Origin of the sequence: Shinella sp. HY16, from assembly GCF_028534175.1 — a bacterium.
GTDB lineage: Bacteria > Pseudomonadota > Alphaproteobacteria > Rhizobiales > Rhizobiaceae > Shinella.
The window spans coordinates 2681137-2696043 of the sequence record NZ_JAHYXL010000001.1 but is presented as its reverse complement, the minus strand read 5'-3'; the positions used below and the strand labels follow the sequence as shown (position 1 = coordinate 2696043).

16 protein-coding genes are annotated in these 14907 nt (G+C 64.1%); 6 read left to right on the top strand and 10 right to left on the bottom strand.

From position 1 onward, the window contains the following. Positions 1–43 precede the first annotated feature (43 nt). Complete coding sequence (gene bglA / locus K0P03_RS13400; RefSeq protein WP_272789843.1) at positions 44–1687, top strand: beta-galactosidase BglA; 1644 nt, start codon at positions 44–46, stop codon at positions 1685–1687. Positions 1688–1766: 79 nt separating this feature from the next. Here bglA and K0P03_RS35600 read toward each other — a convergent pair whose 3' ends face one another. From K0P03_RS35600 to K0P03_RS13380, 4 genes are all read right to left on the bottom strand, one after another. Beyond that, complete coding sequence (locus K0P03_RS35600) at positions 1767–1895, bottom strand: DUF2442 domain-containing protein (RefSeq protein ID WP_336314293.1); 129 nt, start codon at positions 1893–1895, stop codon at positions 1767–1769. Positions 1896–1917: 22 nt separating this feature from the next. Continuing rightward, positions 1918–2121: a DUF4160 domain-containing protein gene (locus K0P03_RS13390; RefSeq protein ID WP_443020581.1), complete on the bottom strand. Its 204-nt coding sequence runs from the start codon at positions 2119–2121 to the stop codon at positions 1918–1920. 183 nt (positions 2122–2304) lie between these two features. Next, a complete protein-coding gene (gene ade, locus K0P03_RS13385; RefSeq protein ID WP_272789842.1) occupies positions 2305–3999 on the bottom strand; it encodes an adenine deaminase in 1695 nt (564 codons plus the stop codon). 90 nt (positions 4000–4089) lie between these two features. Next, positions 4090–4959 (bottom strand): aldose 1-epimerase family protein, encoded by an 870-nt coding sequence (locus tag K0P03_RS13380; RefSeq protein WP_272789841.1) that lies wholly within the window; start codon positions 4957–4959, stop codon positions 4090–4092. A 181-nt stretch (positions 4960–5140) separates the two neighbouring features. Between K0P03_RS13380 and K0P03_RS13375 the strand changes: the two genes are divergently transcribed. From K0P03_RS13375 to K0P03_RS13365, 3 genes are read left to right on the top strand one after another with little or no spacing between them, the layout of a single operon-like run. Beyond that, positions 5141–5641: a GNAT family N-acetyltransferase gene (locus K0P03_RS13375; RefSeq protein WP_272789840.1), complete on the top strand. Its 501-nt coding sequence runs from the start codon at positions 5141–5143 to the stop codon at positions 5639–5641. A gap of 31 nt (positions 5642–5672) precedes the next feature. Then, on the top strand, positions 5673–6083 hold the full coding sequence (locus tag K0P03_RS13370) for a thiol-disulfide oxidoreductase DCC family protein (RefSeq protein ID WP_037405741.1): 411 nt from the start codon (positions 5673–5675) through the stop codon (positions 6081–6083). Further along, positions 6080–7702, top strand: coding sequence for an SDR family oxidoreductase (locus tag K0P03_RS13365; protein WP_272789839.1), 1623 nt, complete (start codon positions 6080–6082; stop codon positions 7700–7702). Before K0P03_RS13370 ends, K0P03_RS13365 begins: the two co-directional genes overlap by 4 nt. A gap of 57 nt (positions 7703–7759) precedes the next feature. Here K0P03_RS13365 and K0P03_RS13360 read toward each other — a convergent pair whose 3' ends face one another. The 6 genes from K0P03_RS13360 to K0P03_RS13335 form a co-directional block, all read right to left on the bottom strand. Beyond that, positions 7760–9085, bottom strand: coding sequence for an aspartate aminotransferase family protein (locus tag K0P03_RS13360; RefSeq protein WP_130517287.1), 1326 nt, complete (start codon positions 9083–9085; stop codon positions 7760–7762). 187 nt (positions 9086–9272) lie between these two features. Beyond that, positions 9273–9611, bottom strand: a complete 339-nt coding sequence (locus K0P03_RS13355; protein WP_024270165.1) for an ArsR/SmtB family transcription factor — start codon at positions 9609–9611, stop codon at positions 9273–9275. A 183-nt stretch (positions 9612–9794) separates the two neighbouring features. Continuing rightward, positions 9795–10559, bottom strand: a complete 765-nt coding sequence (locus tag K0P03_RS13350; protein ID WP_272789838.1) for a HugZ family pyridoxamine 5'-phosphate oxidase — start codon at positions 10557–10559, stop codon at positions 9795–9797. A 78-nt stretch (positions 10560–10637) separates the two neighbouring features. Further along, positions 10638–11678, bottom strand: coding sequence for a choline ABC transporter ATP-binding protein (gene choV / locus K0P03_RS13345; protein ID WP_272789837.1), 1041 nt, complete (start codon positions 11676–11678; stop codon positions 10638–10640). Then, positions 11675–12547, bottom strand: a complete 873-nt coding sequence (gene choW / locus K0P03_RS13340) for a choline ABC transporter permease subunit (RefSeq protein ID WP_023515623.1) — start codon at positions 12545–12547, stop codon at positions 11675–11677. The genes choV and choW overlap by 4 nt, the downstream gene beginning before the upstream one ends. Before the next feature lie 150 nt (positions 12548–12697). Further along, positions 12698–13657: a choline ABC transporter substrate-binding protein gene (locus K0P03_RS13335; protein WP_023515622.1), complete on the bottom strand. Its 960-nt coding sequence runs from the start codon at positions 13655–13657 to the stop codon at positions 12698–12700. 229 nt (positions 13658–13886) lie between these two features. On the opposite strand from K0P03_RS13335, the gene K0P03_RS13330 reads away from it, so the two are divergent. After that, positions 13887–14474 carry a thymidine kinase gene (locus K0P03_RS13330; protein ID WP_023515621.1) on the top strand — a complete coding sequence of 196 codons (588 nt, stop codon included), beginning with the start codon at positions 13887–13889 and terminating at the stop codon, positions 14472–14474. A gap of 29 nt (positions 14475–14503) precedes the next feature. Then, positions 14504–14881: a c-type cytochrome gene (locus tag K0P03_RS13325; protein WP_050744165.1), complete on the top strand. Its 378-nt coding sequence runs from the start codon at positions 14504–14506 to the stop codon at positions 14879–14881. Positions 14882–14907: the final 26 nt, after the last annotated feature.

Genomic DNA, 14907 nt, shown 5'->3' with positions numbered 1-14907 from the left:
GTTACATCTTGCCGAAGGCAACTGGTAACCGGAGCGAAAAGGCATGGCGAAGCCCCGTAGGACGGTCGACGATTGGTGGCGCGGCGCGGTGATCTATCAGGTCTATCCCCGTTCCTTCCAGGATACGACCGGCGACGGCATGGGAGATCTCCGGGGCATCACGAAACGGCTCGGGCACATCGCCTCGCTCGGCGTTGATGCGATCTGGCTCTCGCCCTTCTTCAAGTCGCCGATGGCGGACATGGGCTATGACGTCTCCGACTATTGCGACGTCGACCCGATGTTCGGCACGCTCGCCGATTTCGACGCGATGCTGGCGGAGGCCCATCGCCTCGGCCTCAAGGTCATCATCGACCAGGTGATCTCGCACACGTCGGACCAGCATCCCTGGTTCGTCGAAAGCCGCTCCAGCCGGGGCAATCCAAAGGCGGACTGGTATGTCTGGGCCGATCCCAAGCCGGACGGCACGGCGCCCAACAACTGGCTGTCGATCTTCGGCGGGCCGGGCTGGGAATGGGACGGTGTGCGCAAGCAATACTACATGCACAACTTCCTGACCTCGCAGCCCGATCTCAACTTCCACAATCCGGATGTGCAGGACGCGCTTTTGAAGACCGTGCGCTTCTGGCTGGATCGCGGCGTGGACGGCTTCCGCCTCGACACGGTGAATTTCTACTTCCACGACAGGAAGTTGCGCGACAACCCGCCGCACGAGCCCGACCCGGAGGCGACCGGCCTCGATGCGCCCGATGTCAATCCCTACGGAATGCAGACCCATCGCTACGACAAGACGCAGCCGGAGAACGTCGATTTCCTGAAGCGTTTTCGCGCGCTGCTCGACGAATACGAAGGTCGTGCGACGGTGGGCGAGGTGGGCGATGGTGCGCGCTCGCTGAAGACCGTCGCCGATTACACGAGCGGTGGCGACAAGCTGCACATGTGCTACACGTTCGATCTTCTCGGGCCCGATTTCACCGCCGATCACGTCCGCAAATGCGTCCAGGGCTTTCAGCGCGCGGTAACGGATGGCTGGGTCTGCTGGGCTTTTTCCAATCACGACGTCAACCGCCATGTCAGCCGCTTCATCCGGGCGCCGGAAGAGCGCGAACGCGTCGCCAAGCTCGCCATCACCCTGCTGTCGACCTTGCGTGGTTCGATCTGCCTCTACCAGGGCGAGGAACTCGGCCTCACCGAAGCCGACCTCGCCTTCGAGGACCTGCGTGATCCCTATGGCATCCGCTTCTGGCCAGCCTTCAAGGGCCGCGACGGATGCCGTACGCCGATGCCCTGGCAACATGGCGAGGCCCATGCCGGCTTCAGCGCCGGAAAACCCTGGCTGCCGGTGCCGGAGGACCATGCGCGGCTTGCCGTCGACCTGCAGGAGAAGACCGCCGGTTCGGTGCTCAACCACTACCGCGCCACACTCGCCTTCCGCAGGGAGCACGAGGTTCTGCACGACGGCGACATGGCCTTCCTGCACTCCAACCACGACATCCTTGCCTTCACCCGCGAGAAGGGCGGCGAGAAACTGCTCTTCGTCTTCAACCTGACGCATGAAAAGGCCGAATTCGCGCCGGCCAAGTCGCTGAAGCTTGGCGCACCGCTTTCGGTGCCGGGTTTCGGTGCAAAGCTGAAGGACGGGGCGATCGAGCTGGACGGGCTCGATATGGCATGCATGCAGCTGTGAAGATCGGGCGGCCGGGCGTTTCAGTGTCTGATCGCCGCGGCCGGCAAGGAACCCGGCAATCGAGATGTCTTCGTCCAGGCTATCCCAGTGAATGCCGCCCGTGCTGAGTTCGTAACCTTAGACGTGCGGCTTTGTTTGCAGCGAGAAGGCGAGGCAACCAGGCAAGGGGAGTACCAAGCGTCCGGCCATCATCCAGCGATACCCACATCGTATCATCGTTGAGGTGAATCTCAGTTGCTGAAATATTCACGCCACGTCGTCTCGATAAGCTGTCTGTTGTCGATGACAAGGCGCAGGATGGAAGAAAGCTCCTCGCTGTTGAAGCCATGGCTTTCCGCGACGCCGATCGACGGCTCCAACCACTCTTTCGCAGTGGCGCCGCCGCCCCTGACATGTATGTGCAAGGGGCCCCTCGGATCGCTTCGTTCGAACAGAAGAAGAACTTGAGGTCCTTGTAAGTAAATACGGTCGGCATTCCGGCCTTCCGGATCGGTTTTGCCGCAGAATTTACCGAGTTCCGCGCAGTCGTCTTCAGCGCAATCCGTTATTCGGCTGGCCTTGTCGCAACGGCCGCTTTTGGGCGAAGGAGTGTCTCCCGGAAAGTCGAGAGCTGCAGTTCAATCCATCAGCATGAACCGGTCCACATCCACCATTCCACGGTCCGAAATCTTGAGATGCGGGATCACGGGCAGCGGCAGGAAGGCGAGCTGGAGGAAGGGCTCCTCCAGTGTGGCGCCCAGCGCGAAGGCGGCCTGGCGCAGGTGGTGCAGCGTGTCGCGGACGGTTTCGTAGGGTTCCAGGCTCATCAGGCCGGCGACGGGCAGTGCGATCTCGCCCGTTACCTTGCCGTCCTCCACGACCACGAAGCCGCCCTTGATCTCGCCGAGACGGTTGGCGGCGAGCGCCATGTCGTCCTCGTCGACGCCGACGACGCAGATATTGTGGCTGTCGTGGCCGACCGTCGACGCGATGGCGCCCTTCTTCAGCCCGAAGCCCTGTACGAAGCCATTGGCGTGGTTGCCGTTCTTGCCGTGGCGCTCGATGACGGCGACCTTGATGATGTCCTGCGCCAGATCGACGGTCGTCTGGTTGCCCCTGGCGGGCAACCGATAGCGGCGATGTTCGGTGATGATCTTGCCCGGCAGGACGCCGATCACGGGCGTCTCGCCGTCGGTGACGGGTACGGCGAAATGGGCGGCGTTGACCGGGCGGGCCTTGACGCTGTCGAGCCCGACCGGCGCGACGGGCCGGCGTGTCGCAAAGAGCGTATCGTCCACCCTGCGACCGGCGGAAAGGACCATCTCGGCCTTGCAGTTCTCAAGCGTGTCGATGACGACGAGGTCGGCGCGCCAGCCGGGCGCGACGAGGCCGCGGTCACGCAGCCCGAAGGCTTTGGCTGCCGAGATCGAGGCAGCGCGGTAGACGGCGAGCGGCGCGCGCCCATGGCCGATGGCGGTGCGGATCATGTAGTCGAGATGGCCCTGTTCGGCGATGTCGAGCGGATTGCGGTCGTCCGTGCACAGTGCAATGAAGGGTGAGAGACGCTCGGTGATGACGGGCAGCAGCGCCAGAAGGTCCTTGGAGACCGAGCCCTCGCGCACGAGGATATGCATGCCCTTGCGGATTTTCTCCAGCGCCTCCTCGGCGGTCGTGCACTCGTGCTCCGTGCGGATGCCGGCGGCAAGATAGCCGTTGAGATCCTTGCCGGAGAGCAGCGGCGCATGTCCGTCGATATGACTGCCCTGGAAGGCCTCCAGCTTGGCGAGGCAGACGGGATCCTTGTGGATGACGCCGGGGAAATTCATGAACTCTGCAAGGCCGATGACCTTCGGATGGTCGCGGAAGGGCAGCAGGCGTTCGATCGGAAGGTCGGCGCCCGATGTCTCCAGATGCGTCGCCGGCACGCAGCTCGATAGCTGCACGCGGATGTCCATGATTGTTTCCAGCGCGCTGTCGAGGAAGAACTCGATGCCTTCCGTGCCGAGCACGTTGGCGATCTCGTGCGGGTCGCAGATCACGGTCGTCACGCCATAGGGCAGCACGCAACGGTCGAATTCGTGCGGGGTGACGAGCGAGGATTCGATGTGCAGATGCGTGTCGATGAAACCGGGCACGACGATGCGGCCTGAAATGTCGATTTCCTCGCGGCCTTCATAGCCGCCGCAGGTGCCGACGATTCGGTCGCCCGAAATGGCGATATCGGAGGCGACGAGGTCGCCTGTCACGAGATCGAAGAACCGCCCGCCCTTCAGCACGATATCGGCGGGCTCCCGGCCTGTCCCCTGATCGATGAAGCGTTCCAAGTCGGTCATGGCGAAGTCTCCCGATTCCATTGCGGGAAGACTCTAGCGGGGTAGCGGCAAGAAAAAAGGGCCGTTGCTTCGAATTGTGCGTGTGTCGGCTCAGACCGGGAAGGTGACGGTGAAGGCGAAGCGCGCCTGCGCGCCCGCTGCAAGCATTGTCGTAGAGGGCCTGTCTTTCAGTTCGCGCGATCCGCCATATTCCGCCGCCGTGCCATGCCAGGGCTCGACGCAGAGGAACGGTGCGCCGGGCTTGGTCCACAGCGCGAGGTTCGGCAGGTTCTCGAAGCGGAAGGCCAGTGCGGGGCCGCCTTCGGCCTGGAAGGTCAGGCTGCTGCCCGCGCCTTCGGGGAAAACCAGGGCGTCGTCGATGAAGAGATCAGGGGAGAGCACGAGTCGGCCCGCTGAGAAGGGCGAGGCGGTGCGGCCTTGCGACAGCAGGCCTTTTTCCAGTGGCTGGCGCTGCGGCTCTCCGCCATTGTCGAGTGTGACGACATGCGGCTTTCCCGCTGCACCGGGCAGGGGCCAGATGAAGGCGGGATGAAAGCCGAAGCCGAAGGGCATGGCGGACGTGCCGCGGTTCTCGACCTCTGCGGCCACGGTAAGGGTCGGGCCGTCGAGGCTGTGCTCGACGGTGAGCAGGAAATCGAACGGATAGACGGCGCGGGTTTCGTCAGAAGCCTCCAGGCTGTAGCGGCAGAGCGTGTCGCTTGCCGTGGTCAGCGAAAACTCCCGGCGCCTTGCAAAACCGTGCTGCGTCATCGCATGGGGATTGCCGTCAATGAGGATCGTGTCGTCGGGTGCCTTGCCGACGATCGGGAAGAGCACGGGCGAGCGGCCCGTCCAGAAGGCGGCGTCGCCGTTCCATAGCCATTCCGCCGCGTCTCGGGTCGTAATCGACTGCATTTCTGCGCCGAGCGATGACACATCGACCGACAGATGGTCGTTCTCTATGCGGGTCGTGGTCGGCATCGGCTCGTCCTCTCGGTTTCCGGCGCGCACAATAGCCCCAAAAGCGCCCGGACTTGCAAGGCCTATCCGGCCATGGCTAAAGCATGCCGGAAAAAGGGTGAGCTGGCGCTGTGACCGGCATAGGGCCCCTGGACGATCGCAATGTGGTTTGGGTGCGCCTGCGCCAGCGAGGAGGAAACTGATGCAGCCGGCATGGACCACGAGGGTACCGGGATCTTCTGAAATCGGGGCGCTGGCGCAGCTCTGGTTCGAGGGGTGGCAGGACGCACATGCGGCGGTGCTTCCGGCCGCGCTGGCCCGCCTGCGCACGCAGCAGAGCTTTGCCGACCGCCTGCCAGCCATGCTTGCGGATACGCGCGTCATCGGGGAGCCCGGCGCCGTGCTCGGCTTCTGCACCATCCGGCATGACGAACTCGACCAGCTCTTCGTGGCGCCGGCGGGGCGCGGCAGCGGGGTTGCTGCGGCGCTTGTGGCGGATGCCGAACGGCGCCTTGTCGCCCATGGTATGACGACCGCCTGGCTCGCCTGCGCGATCGGCAACCACCGTGCCGCGCGGTTTTACGAGAAATGCGGCTGGTACCTTGCCGCGACCGTCGTCCATCGGCTGGGCACGACCGAAGGACCTTTTGACCTGGAGGTCTGGCGCTATGAAAAGCAGCTTTCTGCAGCGGTTGCGGATTGATGGCGCGTCGTCGCCATCCTATGTTGAGGGTATGACCCGGAACGACGCGGCAGGACCGATCATCGTCTTCGATGCGGAGTGCATTCTCTGCTCGGCCAATGCGCAGTTCGTGCTGCGGCACGATCGTGCCCGGCGGTTCCGGCTTGCCTCCATGCAGAATGCGGTCGGTGCGGCGCTCTATCGTCACTTCGGCATCGATCCCGCCAATCCCGAATCGATGATCATCGTGGACGGCGACCGGTTGCTGAAGGACAGCGATGCGGTGCTGGCGATCTATGCCGGGCTCGGCTGGCCCTGGAAGGCTCTGTCCTTGCTGCGGTTCATCCCGCGCGCCCTGCGGGACCCGGTCTACCGCTGGCTGGCGCGCAACCGTTACAGGCTGTTCGGGCGGCGGGATGCCTGCTGGATACCCGCGCCGGAGGATGCGGACCGGGTGTTGTGAGGCGCGTCATCGTTCTCGGCGGTTATGGCGGCTTCGGCGCCCGGCTCTCGCGGCGGCTGGCGGCGGATGGTTGGGAAGTGCTGATCGCCGGCCGTGACGGCGGTGCTGCCGCGCGTCTCGCCGCGGATTTGCCGAATGCCGTGGGGCTGGTGGCCGATCGCAATGGCGATCTCGGTTCCCTCCTCGAAGACCACCATCCGATTTTGCTGATCGATGCGGCAGGCCCTTTTCAGGGCAGCGGCGACCACGTTGCGGAGGCGTGCATCGTGCGGGGCGTGCACTATGTCGATCTTGCCGATGCGCGGGATTTCGTCTGCGGCATCGGCCGGCTGGATGCCGCGGCGCGGGCGGCGGGCGTCGTGGTGATCTCCGGCGGTTCCAGCGTGCCGGCGCTTTCGGGAGCGATCATCGCAGGGCTTGCGACAGATATGCGCCGGGTGTGTTCGGTCGAAATGTCGATCAGCGCTTCGAACCGGGCGACGGCCGGTGCGTCCGTGGCGGCGGCAATCCTCAGCTATGTCGGAAAGCCGGTGCGTCTCTGGCGCGGCGGACGCTGGCGGCAGGAGACGGGCTGGCACCGGCTGCACCGGCAGGACTACGTGGTTCCCGGCCGTCCATCCATCCGGCGGCGGGTGGCGCTTGCGGACGTGCCGGACCACGATATCGTCCCGGCATCGCTCCCCGGCCGGCCGGCGGGCATTTTTCGTGCGGGCCCTGAATTCTCCTTTCAGCTCCTGACGCTCTGGCTCCTGAGCTGGCCGGTAAAATGGGGATGGCTGCGCTCGCTTTCGCCCTTCTCCCGCTGGCTGCTGCCGCTGCAGAAGCTGAGCGCCCGCTTCGGCACAGACCGCTCGGCGATGGCGGTGGAGGTGAAAGGGATCGTGGGTGATGTGCCGACGAAGCGCTGCTGCACGCTGATTGCGGAAAACGGCGACGGCCCCGAAATCCCGACCATCGCGGCCCATGTTCTGGCCAATGCCATTGCGGCAGGGTGCCTTGCGCCTGGTGCACGGCCGGCGGCCGGCACGGTGCGTCTTGAAGACTTCGCTCCGCATTTCGAAAGGCTTGCGGTCCACCGGGCGATCGACAGCCGGTCTTATGTGCCGCTCTACCGCCGTGTCATCGGCCCGGCCTATGATGCAATGCCACAGCCGGTGCGGGAGATGCATGACGTGATCGGCGATGCCGGTGCCGCCGGCCGGGCGCGCGTGCGCCGGGGTCGTTCCTTGTTGGCGCGGCTTGTCTGCAACGTCATGCGCTTTCCGCCTGAGGGCGAGCACGAACTGCATGTCTCCTTCGAGGAGCGGGACGGCGTCGAGCGCTGGACCCGGGATTTTGCCGGCCGTGCCTTTTCAAGCGAACTCAGCGAGAAGGGGACGCGGCTCGTCGAGCGGTTCGGGCCGATGCGGTTTTCGTTCGACCTGCCGGTGGATGCCGCCGGCCTCACCATGGTGATGCGCGGATGGTCCGTCTTCGGCCTTACGATGCCGCTGGCTCTGGCGCCGCGCAGCGTGGCACGCGAATGGGCCGACGGGGAGGATTTCTGCTTCGACGTGCCGATCGCGCTGCCGGGCATCGGCGAAGTCGTGCACTATTCCGGCCGGCTGCGACGGCTGTGATCAAAACGGAAATGGCGGCCGTAGCCGCCATCCCATCCTGCCCATCGGTTTCCCGGATCAGATGTTGTTCTGCAACACCTCGCGCAGCTTGCCGAACAGCTCGTCGATCTCCCGCTTCTCGATGATGAGGGGCGGGGAGAGTGCGATGATGTCGCCCGTCGTGCGGATGAGCAGGCCTTTTTCGTACGCCTTGAGGAAGGCGTTGAAGGCCCGTTTGGTGGGCTCGCCCGGAATGGAGGCGAGCTCGATGGCGCCGATCAGGCCGACATTCCTGATGTCGATGACATCAGGGCAGTCCTTCAGCGAGTGCAGGCCGTCCTCCCAATAGGAGGCGAGTTCGGCGGCACGGGTCAGCAGGCCTTCTTCCTTGTAGGTGTCGAGCGTGCCGAGCGCGGCGGCGCAGGCGATCGGGTTGCCGGAATAGGTATAGCCGTGGAAGAACTCGATCATGTGCTCCGGGCCGTTCATGAAGGCATCATGGATCTCGGAGGTCACGAAGACGGCGCCCATCGGGATCACGCCGTTGGTGAGGCCCTTGGCGGTGGTGATGATGTCCGGCTTCACGTCGAAATACTGCGCAGCAAAGGGTGCACCGAGGCGGCCGAAACCGGTGATGACCTCGTCGAAGATCAGCAGGATGCCGTGCTGCGTGCAGATCTCGCGCAGCTTCTGGAGATAGCCCTTCGGCGGGATGAGCACGCCGGTCGAGCCGGCAACCGGCTCGACGATGACGGCGGCGATGGTGGAGGCGTCGTGCAGGGTGATGATGCGCTGCAGTTCGCTGGCGATGTCGCCGCCATGTTCCGGCTCGCCGCGCGAGAACGCGTTCTTGTCGGGGAAATGGGTGTGTGGCATGTGGTCGACGCCCGTCAGCAGGCTGCCGAACATCTTGCGGTTGGAGACGATGCCGCCGACGGAGATGCCGCCGAAATTGACGCCGTGATAGCCGCGTTCGCGGCCGATCAGGCGGGAGCGCGCACCGTCGCCCTTGGCGCGATGATAGGCGAGCGCCACCTTCAGCGCGGTCTCGACCGATTCGGAGCCGGAATTGGTGTAGAGGACGTGGTCCATGCCCTCGGGCGCGATGTCGACGAGGCGGTTGGCAAGCTCGAAGGCCTTCGGATGGCCGAGCTGGAAGGCGGGCGCATAGTCGAGTTCGCCGGCCTGTTCGCGGATCGCCTCGGTGATCTTCGGGCGACAGTGGCCGGCATTGACGCACCACAGGCCGGCCGTGCCATCCAGCACCTGGCGGCCATCATGGGTGGTGTAATACATGTCCTTGGCGCCGACGAAGAGGCGCGGTTCCTTCTTGAATTGCCGGTTTGCCGTGAACGGCATCCAGAAGGCACGCAGATCGTTGGGGGTGTTGAGGCGGTTGGACATGCGGTCTCTCCGTGATCCTTGAAATGCTCGGCCTTTGAAAGCGGGGGCCGTCCCGACGGGCGGTGCGGATGGATTTTTTACCCGGTGGTCAAATTATCAAGGCGCTTCCGGGCGTCAAGCGGGTGATTCCAAGCAAAACGCCCCGGCTTTCGGCCGGGGCGTTGCAAGCGGGGTCCGTCTGGGTCCGTCAGGCGATGCGGAGCTTCTTTTCCGTCACGCCGTTGCCATTGACCCTGTAGATGCGGTCAAGCGCGTCGAGAATCGTGAGAACGGCGTCCGACTTGCTCGAATAGTAGATCGTCTGGGCATCGCGACGGGTCGTCACGAGGTTCTGTGCGCGCAGCTTCGACAGATGCTGCGACAGCGCCGACTGGCTGAGGCCGACCTGGTTTGCGAGGGTACCCACGGCGATTTCGCCCTCGACCAGGACCTTCAGGATGAGCAGGCGTTTCGGGTTTGCCATGGCAGACAGAAAGTCGGATGCAACCTCGGCCTGCGCATGTTCTGCGTCTGAAATCTTGTCCATCTGAAACTCCTTTGGGCGTTTCCGCTTCAAATTATGTGATTTTATTTGAATCCGCTTGTTAGCATATAAACAAAATACCCCTCAGCAAGAGCCAGAAATGGGGGTATCCTGCACGCATAGCGATAAACGCTTTTCCGGCCGGAACACGGTGCGCCAAGCGAATTTCACGCAAATACAGGCAGTTCAGCCCGCTGCCCTTGCTTCGTGAAGCAAACGCGCAAGCTCGCTGCGAAGTTCCGTCGCGTGATCAAGTTCCCGTGAGAACTCGAGGCGCTTCAGTTTGTCGCCGCTCGCAAGGTCGATCCCGGCGGCGTCGAGCCCCACAATGACCCAGTCGCCGTCCTTTTCCCCGCAGAAATGGCGGGCGTAGATGCCGGCCGCTTCGGCATGGTCGCTGTTCATGTGTTCCACGGCGCCGGTCTCCATGTCTGCAAGCGCGCCGCGGGCGGGAGAGCGAATCAGAAGGTCGTCCGCCGTCAGCACGAAGGCCTTGCCGAAGCCGCCGTTGAGATGGGCGCGCAGCGGCACGAGGCGGAAGAAGGCGAAATCGGGGAAATCGACATAGAGTTTCGCCTTGGGATGGCGACGGATGAAGCGTTCGCGCAGCGCCGCATGGGCGGCGCTGTCTCGGACGACCTCCTCCGCCATGCAGAGAACCGTCAGACGGGGATGGGCGAGGGGATCGCCCTTGCCGGGCTCGCCTGCCAGAAGCGAGGCGCGCGGGTCGCGCCGGAGCGCGTGGGTGTGGACGGAAAGGGCCGAGACGAGGATGACGGGTGTGCCGTCGGTGTCGGTGCCTGTGAGCGTGCGGCTGGCGAAGGGCGCGCCGCTTTCCGGCTCGTTCACGGCGAGTGCGCAACTGCGGGCGGAGCGCAGGAGCGTGCGGGCAAGGCGGCGGGCGTCGTCGTCCGTCTCGCGCAGAACGCTCGGCTTGTCCTTCTCGGTCATGATCTCGCTCCCGTCCTTCCATGAAAAAAGCAGCGCCCGCGGGGGCGCTGCTCTATCTAGTCCTTTCACGAAGGCCTGTCAGCCGCGCCGGCGGTGCCGCGTCAATCCGTTCACGATGTCCTGCGCGTTGATCGTGCCGACGACCGTGCCGTTGTCGACGACGCCGACATTGCCGGGCGTGCGAGCCATGGCATCGAGGATATCGACAAGCGGGGTCTGCGGCGTGGCGGTTGCCGTCACGCCGGCATCGCTGGAGGCGCCGTGCTGCATCACGTCGCCGGCCGTCAGCATGTTGATCGGGTTCATGTTCTGCACGAAGTCCGCGACATACTGGTTCGCCGGGTTCTTGACGATGTCCTGCGGTGTGCCGCACTGGATGATGCGCCCGCCTTCCATGATGGCAATGCGGTTGCCGATGCGGAAGGCCTCGTCGAGGTCGTGGCTGACGAAGAGGATGGTTTTCTTCAGCCGGCGCTGGAACTCCAGCAATTCGTCCTGAAGGCGCGTGCGGATCAGCGGGTCGAGTGCGGAGAAGGGCTCGTCCATGAGCAGGATCGGCGCGCCGGTGGCGAAGGCGCGGGCCAGTCCGACGCGCTGCTGCATGCCGCCCGACAGCTCGTTGACCTTGCGGCCCGCCCATTTGGCGAGGTTGACGAGTTCAAGCTGCTCGGCGACGCGTGCCTTGCGCTCCCGATCCGGCACGCCGGCAAGCTCGAGGCCGAAGCCGACATTGTCCGCGACCGTGCGCCAGGGCAAGAGCGCGAACTGCTGGAACACCATCGAGACGGTGTGCATGCGGAAATCGCGCAGCGCCTTCGGGGTTGCGGTGTAGGGGTTCACCGTTCCATTCCCGGCCTTCACCTGCACATCGCCGCGCACCACGGGCGCAAGCCCGTTGACGGCGCGCAGCAGCGTCGACTTGCCGGAGCCGGAAAGGCCCATCAGCACCAGGATCTCGCCCTCGGTGATCGAAAGCGTGGCATCCGCCACGCCGAGCACCAGGCCGGTCTCCGCGCCGATCTCGTCGCGGGTCTTGCCCGCATCGACCATGGCGAGCGCCTTCTGCGGGCTATCGCCGAAGATGATGGAAACGTTCTTGAAGACGACGGAATCGGTCATTTGGCGTCTCCATCATCGGCGGCGCGGAAGAGACGGTCGAGGATGATCGCAAGGATCACGATGCACAGGCCCGCCTCGAAGCCCATGGAGATGTTCACGGTGTTGAGTGCGCGCACCACGGGAACGCCGAGCCCCTTGGCGCCGACGAGCGCGGCGATGACCACCATCGACAGCGACAGCATGATGGTCTGGGTAAGACCGGCCATGATCTGCGGCGTGGCATAAGGCAGCTCCACCTTGCGCAGCACCTGGCCCGGCGTTGCGCCGAAGGCCTGGGCGGCCTCCACCAGTGAGGGCGGCGTCGAGATGATGCCGAGGCGGGTGAGGCGGATCGGCGCCGGGATCGCGAAGATCACGGTGGCGATGAGGCCCGGCACCATGCCGAGGCCGAAGAGGATCAGCGCCGGGATGAGGTAGACGAAGGTCGGGATCGTCTGCATGAGGTCGAGGATCGGCCGGAGGATCGAATAGAACCACGGCCGCCGCGCCGCCGCGATGCCGAGCGGCACGCCGACCACCATGCTGACGCCGGTTGCCGCCAGAACGAGCGCCAGCGTCTCCGTCGTCTCCTTCCAGTAGCCCTGGTTCACGATGAGAAGCAGACCAAGGAAGGTGAAGGCGGCGACGCCGATCGAACGGCGGAACCACCAGCTGAGACCTGTCACGAGTGCGATGAGGAACAGCGCATAACCGAACTTGCCGCCGGCGCTGGAGAACGGCCCCTGCAACAGGAAGAGCACCGCATCGATGCCGGCTTGCAGGAAGACTTTCAGGAAGTCGAACAGTCCCTTGCCATTCGTCGTCAGCCAGCTGACGGCATCCTTGGCGATCGGGCCGATCGGAATTTTTGAGACGGTGAGCCAATCCACGGCAGTAAGCCTTCGTCTTGAGGTTGACGATGCGCAGCCGGAACGCCTGCGCAATCCGCAACGCAAAACCGCTCGCGCGCCTTTACGGGAATTGCAGTATCCGGAGGCAAGAAGGGCGGGAAAGTTTCCTTCCCGCCCTATTCTGGTCCGTTAGAGACCGAGTGCCGTTTTTGCGGCCGGCAGAGCCTCGCCGCTGCCGTCCTTGGTCGTCACGCCGGCAAGCCACGGCTCGATGGCGGCCGGGTTGGCCTTCAGCCACTCGGTGGCGGCCGTTTCCGGATCCTGTCCGTCGTTCAGGATCTTGCCCATGATCTGGTTTTCCATTTCCAGCGAGAACTTGAGGTTCTGCAGGAATTTGCCGACATTCGGGCATTCGGCGACGTAGCCCTTGCGCACGTTGGTGTAGACCGTCGCACCGCCGAAGTTCGGGCCGAAGATGTCGTCGCCGCCGGTGAGGTAGGTCAGCTTGAAGTTGGCGTTCATCGGGTGCGGTTCCCAGCCGAGGAAGACGACCGGTGTGCCTTCCTGCTCGGCGCGGGCGACTTCCGCCAGCATGCCCTGTTCGGAGGATTCGACGACTTCGAAGCCGGTCAGCTCGAACTTGTTGGCCGAGACCATGTCGATGATCAGGCGGTTGCCGTCATTGCCCGGCTCGATGCCGTAGATCTTCGAGCCCAGCGCATCCTTCTGCTTGGCGATGTCGGCGAAATCCTTGATGCCGAGTTCGGCGCCCTTGGCGTTGGTCGCGAGCGTGTACTTCGCGCCCTCCAGGTTCTCGCGCACGGTCTCGACCGTGCCGTTCTCGCGGAACGGCTTGATGTCGGCTTCCTGGGTCGGCATCCAGTTGCCGAGGAAGACGTCGATGTCCTTGTTGCTGAGCGAGGTATAGGTGACGGGAACGGAAAGGACCGTTACTTCCGTCTCGTAGCCGAGACCCTTCAGGATGACGCTTGCGGTTGCGGTCGTGGCGGTGACGTCCGTCCAGCCCACGTCCGAGAAACGAACCTTGCCACAGCTTTCGGCTTCGGCGGCCGAGACATTGGCGGCGCCAAGCGCGAGGACGGAGACCGCTGCGGCAAGAAGGGTCTTGAATGGTGATGCAGACTTCATTTTATTGCTCCCCTTATAACTGGTGGTTTAGCCAATCATCAAAACGACATGCTTTCAAGCACCTTGGCGTAGCTGGAAGCCCCTGAAAGGTCCAATAAATTTCGGGCCTGTTCGCAATTTTGCACATGGATGTCGCAGAAGGCGGGCCGCGCGGTTTTCTGTGGTTTTCCGGCCTTTTCGACTGGAAAATCGTGCCCTGCCGGGTCATGAGGCAAGGACGGAGAAAATCATGGCCAAGCTCTATTTCAGTTACGCGACGATGAACGCGGGCAAGTCGACGCTGCTCCTGCAGGCGTCCTACAACTACCGCGAACGCGGCATGCGCACGGCGATCCTGATCGCCTCCTTCGACGACCGCGCCGGCCAGGGGCGGATCTCCTCGCGCATCGGCCTGACCTCGGAAGCCATCGCCTTCGACCATGCCGACGACCTCTACAAACATGTCGAGGACCTGAACGGCGATGGCGGGGGCGAGATCGCCTGCGTCTTCGTCGACGAGGCGCAGTTCCTCTCCGAAGAGCAGGTCTGGCAGCTTGCCCGCGTCGCCGACCGGCTGCACATACCCGTCATGGCCTATGGTCTGCGCACCGATTTCCAGGGCAAGCTTTTCCCCGGTTCGCAGGCGCTGCTCGCCATCGCCGACGAGTTGCGCGAGGTGCGCACCATCTGCCATTGCGGACGCAAGGCGACGATGGTCGTCCGGCTCGGCGCCGACGGCAAGGTGGCCCGGGAAGGCGCACAGGTGGAAATCGGCGGCAATGACAAGTACGTTTCCTATTGCCGCCGCCACTGGGACGACATCATGAACGCCGATTGACGGCGAAAGGGGCGGTGAGGGGATAAACGATGAAGCATCTTTCTGCCCTGACGGCCGCCTTCCTCTGTCTTGCCGCCCCCGCGTCTGCGGAGGGCGATGCGGTTGCGGGGAAGATGGTCTTCAAGAAATGTGCGCCCTGCCATTCCGTCGAGCCGGTCAACCGCGTCGGGCCAACGCTCGCCGGTATCGTCGGGCGGCCGGTCGCCTCCGTTGCAGACTATGAATATTCTGCAAGGATGCGAGCCTTCGCCGAGGGCGGCAGGGTGTGGAACGAGGCCTTGATCGCCGAATATCTGCTGTCGCCCAAGGCGATGGTGCCGGGCACCCGCATGACCTTCGCAGGCCTCAAGAAGATCGAGGACATTGCCAACCTCATCGCCTATCTGAAGGCACCGGCAGGCTACTAGGCGCGTGCCGAAATTTTTCGGCACCG

Bases quoted from the DNA above. Each gene is read 5' to 3' on its own strand.
- K0P03_RS13370 (WP_037405741.1), top strand. From the start codon at position 5,673: ATGACCCGGAACGACGCGGCAGGACCGATCATCGTCTTCGATGCGGAG.
- ade (WP_272789842.1), bottom strand. From the start codon at position 3,999: ATGACCGACTTGGAACGCTTCATCGATCAGGGGACAGGCCGGGAGCCC.
- choV (WP_272789837.1), bottom strand. From the start codon at position 11,678: ATGACCGATTCCGTCGTCTTCAAGAACGTTTCCATCATCTTCGGCGAT.
- K0P03_RS13375 (WP_272789840.1), top strand. From the start codon at position 5,141: ATGCAGCCGGCATGGACCACGAGGGTACCGGGATCTTCTGAAATCGGG.
- K0P03_RS13380 (WP_272789841.1), bottom strand. From the start codon at position 4,959: ATGCCGACCACGACCCGCATAGAGAACGACCATCTGTCGGTCGATGTG.
- K0P03_RS13325 (WP_050744165.1), top strand. From the start codon at position 14,504: ATGAAGCATCTTTCTGCCCTGACGGCCGCCTTCCTCTGTCTTGCCGCC.
- K0P03_RS13350 (WP_272789838.1), bottom strand. From the start codon at position 10,559: ATGACCGAGAAGGACAAGCCGAGCGTTCTGCGCGAGACGGACGACGAC.
- K0P03_RS13355 (WP_024270165.1), bottom strand. From the start codon at position 9,611: ATGGACAAGATTTCAGACGCAGAACATGCGCAGGCCGAGGTTGCATCC.
- bglA (WP_272789843.1), top strand. From the start codon at position 44: ATGGCGAAGCCCCGTAGGACGGTCGACGATTGGTGGCGCGGCGCGGTG.
- K0P03_RS35600 (WP_336314293.1), bottom strand. From the start codon at position 1,895: ATGTGGGTATCGCTGGATGATGGCCGGACGCTTGGTACTCCCCTTGCC.
- K0P03_RS13360 (WP_130517287.1), bottom strand. From the start codon at position 9,085: ATGTCCAACCGCCTCAACACCCCCAACGATCTGCGTGCCTTCTGGATG.
- K0P03_RS13335 (WP_023515622.1), bottom strand. From the start codon at position 13,657: ATGAAGTCTGCATCACCATTCAAGACCCTTCTTGCCGCAGCGGTCTCC.
- K0P03_RS13330 (WP_023515621.1), top strand. From the start codon at position 13,887: ATGGCCAAGCTCTATTTCAGTTACGCGACGATGAACGCGGGCAAGTCG.